Source organism: Vibrio sp. OPT24 (assembly GCF_015163545.1).
Taxonomy (GTDB): Bacteria; Pseudomonadota; Gammaproteobacteria; order Enterobacterales; family Vibrionaceae; genus Vibrio; species Vibrio cyclitrophicus.
On sequence record NZ_JADDYI010000081.1, the window covers coordinates 221698 to 233599 of the forward strand.

The window sequence follows — 11902 nt, forward strand, 5'->3', positions numbered from 1 at the left end:
GATGAAAATAGAGCAAAACAGACGAATAGCTGGAGAAAAAAAGGCGAGTGACTCAATAGTCATTCGCCTTTTTAGATTTACTTAATAGCGTTCAGCTCTCAAGAGTCTATTTATTTTTAGCACTCTAAATCTTCATCACCACCGGCGGCGGTAAACCATGCCGCTAGGTGTGTTTTAAGATCTTTTAATTCGTCAGGGCCAATCAATGCAAGGCCAAGATCTTCTGCTCGTGTGATGTCGTTATGACGAAGAGGTCGGAAACTCACTAACATTGCACGTGCTTGTAGGCCACCCAGAAGGTCTCTAAGCGATTCCAGTTTGTACAAGGTATCATCGCCATCATCACGCATACCTTTGGTCTTACACTCGATGATGTGCAGCTTATTGTTCACTACAGAAGCAACATCAAGCTCGTTACGCACCTCGCGTTCACCTAATTGGCGGTATACCTGAACATTTAAAGAGCGATCTTGAATGGTTGGCATGTCATCTTGGATTTGCTTAACGGTACTGTGAACCAAAGTCTCTAGCCATTCGCCATTAGAGAAGCGTCGTGCATCTTCATTGGCGAACGTCAAAATACCATTATCATAAGTGGCAATTTTAGCTTCCACCAAATCACTTAACAGCATGTTTAGCTCGCGATAACCTTGTTGCTTCTCAGACAACCCAACATCAAGCCTCTGTTCTTTACGGCAAGTCGTTGCAAGGTAGTTCAATGTAGCGAGGCCAGGGCCGAGTTCTAGTGCATTACTTGCCCAGCGTTCGCCCAGTTCATAAAGCTTCTGATCAAGTTGAGGAGACAGCTGTACATCGCTGAATTCACCACGAGCACCGAACACCGTTAGGTAGTCGTCGATGGTAATACGGTCTTGTACTTGTGCGTCTTCTTTGCCATTCGGATAAAGCCAGCACAGCTTGTCACTGTTTGGTTCAACAACAAAGATTGGCCAGTGGTAAGTACGAAATACTTCGTAGACAGAAAGTAGGCGGTGACGAAGACCACAACTTGCGTTGAGTTTCACTTCTTCTCCACGAGCTTTGAGGTCTTCAGCAAGGTTTTGGATAGACTCTTTAATTGCGGATGTATTTACGAGGGTAGGAATTTCGAAAAACTCACTGGTAATGTCGCGTTTTTGTAAAACGCTTTCTAAACGTTTGTACATACTGACTTGATTCTTGTCTCCGATAAACACGATGTGAGTACTGATCGTTCGGTTATCAAGTAGTGGGGTGAGCAAGCGAATGGGGTCTTGATCGATAATGCCAACATGAACAGCCATATAAATTCCTTATTAGCGGCTCGCTCATAAAGGTGAAAGATAAACGGAAAACAGCAAGCCTTAATAATCATATAATGACAAAGCTCATAAAAAACAAGGGCAACCCTTGATAAAAGTTGCCCTTGTTCAATTAGTTATCACTATTGAGTTAGATATCCCAACATTTTAGGTTCATATCTATAGATTCTTTGGTTACCTATAGTTTGAACTGATGAACTAAATCGCCTTGCTGATTCGCAAGTACTGTTAGGTTTTGGCTGGCTTCTGCAATCGACGACATTGCTTGGTAACTTGCATCAGCGATATGGTTGATGTCTTCGATGTTACGTGCGATATCGCCAGATGTTTCACTTTGCTCAGCGGCTGCTTGAGATATGTGTGTACTCATGTGGCTAATCTCTAGAATCAATGCTTGGATCTCTTCCATCGCACTGTTGGCACTTGAAGCTTGTTCAACCGACATGTCCATATCACTCATGCAGCTTTCAATCACATTGCTTGCTGTTTTCGAGCTTGATTGCAGATTGCTGATCATCGTCTCGATTTCCGAGGTCGATTGTGTGGTCTTTTGCGCCAGCACTCGAACTTCATCGGCAACGACTGCAAAGCCTCGACCTTGTTCGCCGGCGCGTGCTGCTTCAATCGCTGCATTCAATGCAAGTAGATTGGTTTGTTCAGCAATGCCGCGGATGACATCAAGAATCGATCCAATTTGGCTACTCATTTGTTGAAGTTCGCCCACCGCGCTGACCGATTCAGTAAGACGTGATTCAAGTTGATTGATAGTGCTGATATTGGTGTTCATGATCTGGCGACCAGACTCAGAAGCCGATTCCACTTGTTGAACCATAGTCAATGAACTTTGCGCGCTGTTCGCTACCTCTTGTACCGAGTGAGACATTTCTGTCATTGCCGTCGCGACTGTCGCTGTTTGCTCGCGCTGGCTGTTCAATTGAGCCTGAGTCTCTGATGAGGTTTTTTGGTTCACGCTTGCCGTTTTAGTTAGGTCATCTGAAGCATCATTCAACTTAACTAAGATATTGTGAAGGTTGTCGGCTAGGGTGTTTATGTGGCCACTTACACGACTGAACTCGTTGTTATAACGAATATCGATGCGTTGCGTCATATCACCTTCAGTTAAGCCTTCAAGTGTTTTCAGAATGCGTGTTAATGGCTCTCTTACACTGTTGGCAATATGGTATCCAATCGCTGCAGCAAACAGCGTCACCACAACGCCGATTGCGATGGCATTGAACAAACCCTTGTCGTAAATGCTGCTCGCGTCTGCCAATGAAGAGTTGAGTTGTTCTTCTGCGGTTACATTGAATGAATCAAGTACGGCCATGGCTTGGTCTACTTCAACGGCTAAGTTGGCAATGTTGACGTATAACGCTTGTTTCGCCTGTAAGTAGTTGTTGTGCTTGTCTAAGACACCGCCTTTTTGACCGACGTCTTTTGTGAATTTTTGAACTGACTCATCGAAGACATTTTTAAGTGCAGGTAATTGCGTTGATAGCCCGCGATAAGCGTAGTTAAGGTGAGTAACGGCCTTTTTGTTTTGGTTAACGGCTTTTTGCACAAATGCCACATCAGAACTAGCTAGCGCATCTGAAGTAATCACCTCAGCGTCTTGCAGTTTAATGAAGTAGCTTTTCGCCATTACTTTTACAGAAATGCTTTTTTGGTCAGCAACGTACTCTTTCATACCTACAGTCAATTCGGAGTGTAGACGTTGAAAATCACGTGATGCTTTTTGTACTTGTTCTTGTGCTTCGAACATTGCCACGTAGTTGTTCATCGCTTCATCGGCTTCGGCGAAGTAACGCTGTTCCATCGCTCTTAACTGGGCAATACGTTCAACAAGTGTAGTGTTGTTTTGACTCGCGGTTTCCAAGCTTCCAAGCACTTCAGAAAAAGAGTTTTGTGATGAGGCAAACTCTGTACGCATTGCAGACATACGCTCAGCGTTTTGTGTGGTTAGGAAGTCCTTGAATGACTTATCAGCAGAAAGTAGTTGAACACTTGTTTGATTTGAAAGCGCAACAAGTGGTAGTGAGGTTTCTGAGACACTCTCAAAATTGCTATGTATCTGATTCATGCTGTTCATCATGATGGTTATCGTGACTGCGAACATGATGATGATCAGTGCGAAACCAGCGTACATACGCTTGATCACAGATCCCTTCATGGCTTTCTCCCTAAATAAAATGCAGACCTAATGTCAGGTCAAAGTAAAACTAACAAAATTATCAGCATTCTATTGAGCTCGACTTACGCATTTTATGACGCACACGTCAAAAATAACCCTTACTTATAACCAACATGCCATTCTTGAGAGGTAAGGCTCGTTTTCTTTGATTTGAACGGTGTTTTTTATTATGCTTTAAAGAGGATTTATTGTGGTTTGTTGCGGCATAGCGCATACTCAAAACATTAAAAACTCAATGTTTTATCGGAGAAAAACATGGCTGAAGAAACCATCTTTAGTAAGATCATTAATAAAGAAATCCCTGCAGATCTACTATATCAAGACGACTTAGTAACGGCGTTTCGCGATATTAACCCTCGCGCACCAAGTCATATTCTAATTATCCCTAACAAGCTGATTCCGACAACGAATGATGTTGAAGTGGAAGATGAAGCCATGATGGGGCGCATGTTTACCGTGGCTCGTAAGTTAGCAAAAGAAGAAGGCATCGCAGAAGATGGCTATCGTCTTATCGTAAACTGTAACTCTCACGGTGGCCAAGAGGTATACCATATCCACATGCACTTGGTTGGTGGTCGCCCGCTTGGACCGCTATTGATTAGCTAGTTGAACAATTAGTTGGTTAAGTAATCAGTTGGTTTAGTGAACATGTCGCTGAATGCTTAGCCAGTTAAATGATTGGCTTGTTGGATAAATTGTAGGTTATATGCCAACTTTAAACTTCATCTGTTGTCTGAATAACGGCATCAATTAGGCGAGGCGACACTTTTCAACGTATTTATTTTGAGAGTATTGATTCGCCTTAATCGTATAGAAGTTGGCATTTTAAACATGCACGGAGACGTTAAGTGAAGCAACAGTTTAGATTCGCTTCCATTGCCCTGCTATCGGCGTTGACTGCGGGATGCGCGAGTATGTCGGCAGGAAGTCTGTTCAGCCATTATAGCGCTCAAAACAAAGAGATATACCAAGCAGTGAAGTCTGGAGATTATTCAGAGGCTCAACAAGAGTTACCAGATTACGCAGCAGGAGACATTCTTGATAATTTTGAAAGGGGTAGAATTAACCTGCTTGATCAAAAGTATCCGGAGAGTAAGTCTTCGTTTGAGTTGGCCGACCAGGCAGTAAGAGATCAACAAAGCAAAGCCGTGATCTCAATCTCAGACAGTGCGACCAGCGTTGGTGCATTGGCTGTGAATGACAATATTACCGAGTATGTCCCGCCAGATTATGAATTGGGTTTTCTTCATCTTTATCTCGGCTTAAATTACTTGAAGAAAAACGATTTAGAAGGTGCGGTGATAGAAATGCGTCGCGCCAACCAAGTACAAGAACAAGCAAAGAAACAACGTGAAGCTGAGTTAGAAAGAGCAGCGAGTGATGCCAAGTCTCAAGGTTTATCAGCCAATGTAGGCAGCATTCTTGCGAATTACCCTGATGCGGGTAAAAAGCTGCAATCGGTACAAAATGCCTATTTGATGTTTTTGTCTGGGCTGCTTTATGAAGCATCAAATGATTTAAACAGTGCCTACGTTGACTATCGACGTGCTCTGGCCGTGATGCCAGAAAACCAAGAAATTATCGATAGAACAATGTCGACAGCCGCTCGTTTAGGAATGCGACAAGATTTAGCAACGCTAGAAAAGCGCTATAAGCAATCGTCGAAGCTTGGTAACGGACAAGGGCGAGTGATTGTGCTTCAAGAGCAAAGCGCAGTGCAAGCGATGGATAGTTGGCGACTAGATTTACCTATTTATGACAGTCGTGATCAGGGAGCAATATACTCTTTGGCGCTGCCATACTATCCAAACCAAAACGTCGAACGTTTTTCTGCTTTAAGAATCAATGGGCAGCCTTTGTCTGAAAGCTTAATTACTGACGTGAACGCGATGGCTCAGAATGATTTGTCTGAACGAGTGACGAGTATCGTTATTCGCCAAGCGCTGCGTGTTGTGGCAAAAGATCGCATCCGTAAAGAAACCACTCAAGGTAACGATGTAGGTAACATTCTGTTTAATGTGTGGAACACCTTTACTGAGCAACCAGACACGCGCAGTTGGCAATCATTACCTGCCGAGATTAAGAGCAGCACGTTTGTAGCAAATAGTGGTCAATATACGTTAGAAGCAGGCGCTAAAACGTATGATTTCGATATACGAGAAGGGCAGACCACCTTGGTTTGGATTTCTCGACAAGGGAACAACGCAACAATGTGGCATAAACAGCTAGGGAGGCTGTAATGAAAAAGTGGTTAGTGAGCTTCGCAGCGGTTATGGCTCTGGCTGGGTGTGCTGATAATACAGCTGGCGTAAGAGTTGATAGCCTGACTCAGAACGTTTTCTTTGGTGACAAGGTATTGGGTAGCCGTTTATTGGTTGAAGATATCCGTACTGATCAAATCGATGGTCATACTAGAGGAATTGTTCGTTTGAATAGTAACTATAAAGGCGATCAAAATATCCTTTATCGTTTCTACTGGTACGACGATGCTGGTCTTGAGGTCAATTTAAAACAAGGTCCTTGGAAGCAAGCAATTGTTCGTGGTTTTGAAAGTATTTCGTTGTCGGAAGTGTCGGTAAACCCGAGCGCAACTCAGTTCCGAGTTCAGTTCCGAGAGCAGTAACTCAGATTTAAGAAGCGGATCGATTGATTTGCCTATGTAAGTATTTAAGAGTGAGGGTGATGCCCCATTCAGTGATAAATTGAGGAAAGAAAATGAAAAAGAGTGTCATTGCGCTACTAGGTTTAGCGGTTATTTTAGGCGGTTGTTCGAACAAGGTAAGCTACGGTGATGCACAAGCTGTAGAAACCACGACAATCGATTTCGGTTCAACTGATCTTCAAACGATTGCTGGTGAGATGGTTGATAGCATGATGGCTTCAGGTTCAGTGTCTTACATTACTAGTGAGCAGCGTCCAATCGTGTTCGTAGAGCGTATTAAGAACAAAACAAGTGAGCACATCGATACTGAGTCAATCACTGACACTATCAGTACTAAGATGCTGAACTCTGGTAAGTTCCGTTTTGTTGATATGGACCGCGTAGAATCGGTTCGAGATCAACTGAACTTCCAAAACAATGATGAGCTTGTAAATCAAAGCTCAGCGATCCAGTTCGGTAAAATGGTAGGTGCTCAATACATGTTGTATGGCAATCTATCAAGTATCGTTAAGAAAGCGGGTAGCGATGAAGACGTATACTACAAAATGACAATGCGTCTAATGGATCTTGAGTCTGGCCTGATTGAATGGGCTGACGAGACTGAAATCCGTAAGCAACAATCTAAGAGCCTATTGGGTCTTTAATTTCGCTTACTCGCCAACCAAACGCAGCCAGTATTGATAGCGTCTAATCTTGGCTGCACATAGCTTGGTCACATGCCAATTCAGTGTGTTATACGCTGTTAGTAAAAAGACACTGGCTTTTGGTTAGTGTCTTTTTTTATATGGAAATTAATACGTTATAGGGATGAGCAATGGCAATTTTTTCTTGGTCTGAAGCTAAACTTCTTGATACCAGTTTGAGTTCGCTTGATAGCCACTTCTCTGAACCTCCCATTAGAGCACAGACTTTGACTGGCGGTTTGACTAATCGTTGTTGGAAATTGGTTTCAGCAGGGGGTACTGAGTATGTATGGCGTCCAATCACACCGATCACCAAAGCGTTTTTCATTTCTCGTCATGAAGAGTATCAAGTGCTCTCAACTATTGAACGCCTTGGTATAGGGCCAAGCCCTATCGTCATTAATGAGAGTGGGTTATTGGTCGAGTGGATTGCTGGCGATACGCTCTACGAAGGTTTAGATCTTGATGAATTATTGAAAACGTTGCTCTCAGTACATTTAGTTAACACCAAGCGATTACCCCTCCAACCATTTAGTTTTACTTCGCGAGTCGATCATTATTGGCTCCAGCTAGATGCTATTCACAAGACTGACGTTTACACTCAAATTTATCAACAATGGCGTATTGCTCCGAGTATTCCACATGTCGACTTATCTTTGTGTCATTTTGATTTAGGTGGATACAACCTAGTGCGAAACAGTGATGGGATTAAGATCATTGATTGGGAATATGCCTCGTTAGCTGACCCAAGGCTTGATCTTACGTTAACCATTGCGGTTGCGGATGTCCCGGTGATTGAAGCCGTTAACAAGTACTGTCAACTAAGAGGGATCCATGATGTTCAACCATGGCTAGACGGTGTAGAAGCATGGTTACCAAGAAGTAGAATGATGGCGATGTTATGGTACTTACTGGCTCACCAACTGTGGGGCGATGAAAGTTACTTGCGCGAAGCAGAGGCACTCAGCTGCACTTTCTGTAGTTAGGATCACGTTTAGGAAGTGAAATATATAATTTCGGGGCTCTTCCCTTTAAAACCTTATTTTTCATGTTAGATTTATCTAAGCGTACCAGCATTCAACGGAGGAGGTACAAATGATTATTTACCTGCACGGCTTCGATTCTACAAGCCCTGGCAATCACGAAAAAATACTGCAGTTGCAATTCATTGATGATGACGTTCGTTTCATTAACTACAGTACTTTGCACCCCAAACACGATATGCAACATCTTCTCAAAGAAGTGCATAAAGTGATTGAACAATCAGATGATCCGCATCCTATTATCTGTGGCGTCGGTTTAGGTGGTTTTTGGTCTGAACGAATTGGTTTTTTGTGCGGCATTAAGCAGGTGGTGTTTAACCCTAACCTGCAACCTGAGAACAATATGGTTGGTCGAATTGACCGTCCAGAAGAGTATGAAGACATCGCAACTAAGTGCGTCGCGCAATATCGTATGAAAAATAAAGGGCGCTGTTTAGTGGTGCTATCTCGTGAAGATGAAATTCACGATAATACTAAAACCGAAGCGGCGCTCGAAGATTACTACGACATTATCTGGGATGAGAAAGAGAACCATAAGTTCAAAAAAATCTCTCAACACCTTCAAGCAATGAAAGCCTTCAAAAACGCCTAATTACTTCGTTTTATTTTATAAAAGCAGCACCCATGAGTGCTGCTTTTTTACATCTGAAACTGTTGGGGTGATATTGATAAATCTGTTGTATATGGTTTATCGACGAGTTTGCGCAATCGTTAACTAATTCGTGCCGAATCCTCATTAAGGATAAGGATTTTTGTTGCGGTCATCTTTTTGCTATATATAATGTTCTGAAGCAAAATATTTTGATAAATATCAAGAAAAATTGAGAGCGAGTGATAAAACTTGCCCATTATTTGTGTTCTACCTCTCAGGTAGTCACCTTTTATCCATGTAAACAGGACTTCAAACCTGAGTTTGTTGTTCGTATCCCTCTAACTACTCGTGAGTTGCTGTTATTCGTTTTCGCAATTATTAGATAAGCCATAGCCTTTGAGCGCAGGCGAGTAGATACATAGAATTTATCGGTTGGAGTAATCGAGCCGAACCCCATTTATTCATTTTGTAGAGGATTGTCATTGTGACAAAAATTATCGTAGTAGGCGGCGGTGCTGGTGGTTTAGAACTAGCAACCAAGCTAGGCCGCACTTTAGGTCGTAAAAAACGTGCCCAGATTACTCTGGTAGACCGTAAAGCGAGTCACCTATGGAAACCATTACTTCATGAAGTAGCAACGGGTTCATTGGATGAAGGTGTTGATGCATTGAGCTATCGTGCGCATGCAAAAAACCATTACTTCGATTTTCAAATGGGCAGCTTGAACAACATCGATCGTGAGCGCAAAGTGATTGCACTGAGCGAGCTAACAGATGATCACGGTGAACTGCTTATGCCAAGCCGCGAACTTGAATACGATATTCTAGTGATGGCTTTGGGTTCAACGTCAAACGATTTCAACACTCCTGGCGTTCGTGATAACTGTATTTTCCTTGATAGCCCAGAACAAGCGCACCGTTTCCGTACCGAAATGAATAACCAGTTTTTAAAGCTGCACGCTAAGAACGGTCAAGGCACGGTAGATATCGCGATTGTTGGTGCTGGTGCAACGGGTGTTGAGCTTTCTGCAGAGCTACATAATGCAGTGAAAGAACTTCGTACTTACGGCTTTGGTGACTTAGATTCAAGCAAGCTGAACGTAAACCTTGTTGAAGCGGGAGAGCGTATCCTTCCAGCTCTACCTCCTCGTATTTCGAGTGCAGCACACTCTGAGCTAACTAAGCTTGGTGTAAACGTGCGTACCAACACCATGGTGACGCAAGCGGATTCTGAAGGCTTAACTACCAAAGACGGCGATAAGATTCCGGCACAAATCATGGTATGGGCCGCAGGTATCAAAGCACCAGATTTCATGAAAGATATTGGCGGTCTTGAGACTAACCGAATTAATCAACTGGTTGTTAAAAACACGCTGCAAACCACGCTTGATGACAACATCTTTGCTATCGGCGATTTGGCGCAATGTACGCAGGCGGATGGTTCATTTGTTCCACCTCGTGCACAAGCCGCTCACCAAATGGCAAGCTGCGCATTCACTAACATCATTGCTAAGATGAATGGTCGTGACCTGAAAGATTACGTATACAAAGATAAAGGCTCATTGGTTTCATTAAGCCGTTTCTCAACAGTCGGTAGCCTGATGGGTAACCTTACTAAAGGCTCTATGATGGTTGAAGGCCGTATCGCTCGTATCGTCTACATCTCTTTGTACCGAATGCACCAAATGGCACTGCATGGACTAATAAAAACATCGCTAATGATGTTGGTTGGTCGTATTAACCGTGTGCTTCGTCCAAATCTGAAACTTCACTAATCAGGTAAGCTTGTTAAAGGCATTACGTTGATAATAAAAAAGAGCTCTTCGGAGCTCTTTTTTAATTGTGTGTACCGTCATATCTGAAAATTGAACGGCTTATCATCTTTTAAAGCAGTAAAGCCGCAGTTAAGCAGTTGGCGGTAATACTGAGTAAACCACACCATCTTTTGGTTTGCCGTTAAAGACAAATCGATTCTTGGCAATCGTTTCTCGCTCAGCACCGCATTTCTCGATCAGTTTTTGACTTGGTAGGTTTTCTGTATCACATACAATCTCTAATCGTGTTAATTTCAGTTGAGCAAAGCAAAACTCAAATAATGCCTGCATCGCTTCTTTGGCGAACCCTTTTCTTTGAAATTGATCGCCAACCCAGTAACCCAAACTCGCCATATTAAAGGTATGGTAGAGCTCGTTGATGGCCACCATACCGACCAGTTTTCCGCTGCTGCGTTCGAAAATACCAAAGCCAAACGCATCGGCTTTAACCCAGTTTAAACGAGTCGCCAAAATGAATTTTTCGGCTTCTACGATAGAAAACGTGTCATGACACCAATCAACCCAAGGAAACAAGCTTGGAGATGATTGAACCAATTGAGCAAACTCTGGAGCATCACAAGCTTCAATTATCTTGAGATTGAGACGTTGTGTATTGATTTGAAAATCAGGGCTCATAAGAAGTACCAAATAAAGAGAGTACTTATAAAGTAAAGTACTTAACAAGACGCCCTCGCAATGGAGGGCGTCTTGAATTGTTATTTATGTATAGTTGGAGCGTTATTTGATAGCTATTTAGCTAGGCCCAAGAACTCAAGCTAAAGCGCTAAGAATCAAATAGCCCTCTAGGCAAAGCCAATTAGCTTACTGCGCTACGCGGCGAACTTGGATCACCATACCTAAAAGCGGATGGTCTAGGTAGTGAGTTTCAGTACTGCGCATACGACGTTTTTGGTCCATACGGTAGCTTTTGAGGAATTCTTCTACTTCAACGGTAGGTGAAACCTCCGTAAGGTTACCGACTTGAACATTGCTTTCTGCGCCGCTTACTGGTGAGTCTAGTTCGATTTGTTGTTCTTGTAGAGTCACTTCACGAACACTTGGTGCTTTTAAATCCAATGTCGTTTCAGCGTATAGGTAATGCTGAACGTAGATTTGTAGCTTGCCGTCTAATTCGTATAGTGGCTTATCAATAGTCTCTTCTTGGAAGCCATCAGCACCTGTCGTGGTAGCTGTGGTGGTTGTAACCGCACCTTTTTCAGAACCATCGACATTAAATTCTTTAGAAAAATCTTTACCTGCTTGAATGTGGAAAACAGGTGCAGAGCTCTTACCTTGGTCACCTTGACGCCAAGCCGTATGCATTAGAACTTCAAACCCCGCGTGTTTACGCAGTTTGTCTTTCTGAGGCGTTAGTTTATATTCCGAGTAAGGAAGCATTTGTACACCTTTCTTTGCTCGATACTGGGTGTCTTGAAATGAACCAACGCGCTCAAGTGAAATTTTAGGCTGTGTATTTGGCCAAGATTCGTTCACTTTCTCTGCATCAACTGCGCGCTTAAAAATGATCACTTCTATATCAAATTGTCTCTGAGCCAAACTTGGCAATGAGACGAACAATAGTAGCAGTGGGATCAGTCTTTTCATTTTTACTCCGTC

General features: G+C 42.9%; 11 protein-coding genes. 7 read left to right on the top strand and 4 right to left on the bottom strand.

All coding sequences use genetic code 11. The features are described from left to right. Positions 1-116 precede the first annotated feature (116 nt). Both IQO02_RS21305 and IQO02_RS21310 read right to left on the bottom strand, forming a co-directional pair. Complete coding sequence (locus IQO02_RS21305) at positions 117-1283, bottom strand: DUF1887 family protein (protein WP_010439869.1); 1167 nt, start codon at positions 1281-1283, stop codon at positions 117-119. A 196-nt stretch (positions 1284-1479) separates the two neighbouring features. Continuing rightward, positions 1480-3471, bottom strand: a complete 1992-nt coding sequence (locus tag IQO02_RS21310) for a methyl-accepting chemotaxis protein (protein WP_016784651.1) — start codon at positions 3469-3471, stop codon at positions 1480-1482. A gap of 276 nt (positions 3472-3747) precedes the next feature. Between IQO02_RS21310 and hinT the strand changes: the two genes are divergently transcribed. The 7 genes from hinT to IQO02_RS21345 all read left to right on the top strand — a co-directional run bounded on the left by hinT (position 3748) and on the right by IQO02_RS21345 (position 10246). Continuing rightward, complete coding sequence (hinT, locus tag IQO02_RS21315) at positions 3748-4098, top strand: purine nucleoside phosphoramidase (protein WP_010439874.1); 351 nt, start codon at positions 3748-3750, stop codon at positions 4096-4098. Between the two features lie 242 nt (positions 4099-4340). After that, a complete protein-coding gene (locus tag IQO02_RS21320; RefSeq protein WP_102282590.1) occupies positions 4341-5732 on the top strand; it encodes a COG3014 family protein in 1392 nt (463 codons plus the stop codon). Next, a complete protein-coding gene (locus IQO02_RS21325) occupies positions 5732-6115 on the top strand; it encodes a YcfL family protein (protein ID WP_010439879.1) in 384 nt (127 codons plus the stop codon). Before IQO02_RS21320 ends, IQO02_RS21325 begins: the two co-directional genes overlap by 1 nt. Positions 6116-6207: 92 nt before the next feature. After that, the gene (lpoB, locus tag IQO02_RS21330) at positions 6208-6798 is read left to right on the top strand and encodes a penicillin-binding protein activator LpoB (protein WP_010439883.1); all 591 of its coding nucleotides are present in this window, start codon (positions 6208-6210) and stop codon (positions 6796-6798) included. A 170-nt stretch (positions 6799-6968) separates the two neighbouring features. Continuing rightward, the gene (locus IQO02_RS21335; RefSeq protein ID WP_010439886.1) at positions 6969-7823 is read left to right on the top strand and encodes a phosphotransferase; all 855 of its coding nucleotides are present in this window, start codon (positions 6969-6971) and stop codon (positions 7821-7823) included. Positions 7824-7932: 109 nt separating this feature from the next. Beyond that, positions 7933-8472 (top strand): alpha/beta hydrolase YcfP, encoded by a 540-nt coding sequence (gene ycfP, locus IQO02_RS21340; RefSeq protein ID WP_010439888.1) that lies wholly within the window; start codon positions 7933-7935, stop codon positions 8470-8472. A 484-nt stretch (positions 8473-8956) separates the two neighbouring features. Then, positions 8957-10246, top strand: a complete 1290-nt coding sequence (locus IQO02_RS21345) for an NAD(P)/FAD-dependent oxidoreductase (RefSeq protein ID WP_010439890.1) — start codon at positions 8957-8959, stop codon at positions 10244-10246. A 129-nt stretch (positions 10247-10375) separates the two neighbouring features. Here the strand turns inward: IQO02_RS21345 and IQO02_RS21350 are convergent, their stop codons facing one another. Beyond that, the gene (locus tag IQO02_RS21350; RefSeq protein ID WP_016768550.1) at positions 10376-10921 is read right to left on the bottom strand and encodes a GNAT family N-acetyltransferase; all 546 of its coding nucleotides are present in this window, start codon (positions 10919-10921) and stop codon (positions 10376-10378) included. Positions 10922-11107: 186 nt separating this feature from the next. Then, positions 11108-11890, bottom strand: a complete 783-nt coding sequence (locus IQO02_RS21355; protein ID WP_016768551.1) for a peptidoglycan binding protein CsiV — start codon at positions 11888-11890, stop codon at positions 11108-11110. Positions 11891-11902: the final 12 nt, after the last annotated feature.

Bases quoted from the DNA above. Each gene is read 5' to 3' on its own strand.
- IQO02_RS21305 (WP_010439869.1), bottom strand. From the start codon at position 1,283: ATGGCTGTTCATGTTGGCATTATCGATCAAGACCCCATTCGCTTGCTC.
- IQO02_RS21310 (WP_016784651.1), bottom strand. From the start codon at position 3,471: ATGAAGGGATCTGTGATCAAGCGTATGTACGCTGGTTTCGCACTGATC.
- hinT (WP_010439874.1), top strand. From the start codon at position 3,748: ATGGCTGAAGAAACCATCTTTAGTAAGATCATTAATAAAGAAATCCCT.
- IQO02_RS21325 (WP_010439879.1), top strand. From the start codon at position 5,732: ATGAAAAAGTGGTTAGTGAGCTTCGCAGCGGTTATGGCTCTGGCTGGG.
- lpoB (WP_010439883.1), top strand. From the start codon at position 6,208: ATGAAAAAGAGTGTCATTGCGCTACTAGGTTTAGCGGTTATTTTAGGC.
- IQO02_RS21335 (WP_010439886.1), top strand. From the start codon at position 6,969: ATGGCAATTTTTTCTTGGTCTGAAGCTAAACTTCTTGATACCAGTTTG.
- ycfP (WP_010439888.1), top strand. From the start codon at position 7,933: ATGATTATTTACCTGCACGGCTTCGATTCTACAAGCCCTGGCAATCAC.
- IQO02_RS21350 (WP_016768550.1), bottom strand. From the start codon at position 10,921: ATGAGCCCTGATTTTCAAATCAATACACAACGTCTCAATCTCAAGATA.
- IQO02_RS21355 (WP_016768551.1), bottom strand. From the start codon at position 11,890: ATGAAAAGACTGATCCCACTGCTACTATTGTTCGTCTCATTGCCAAGT.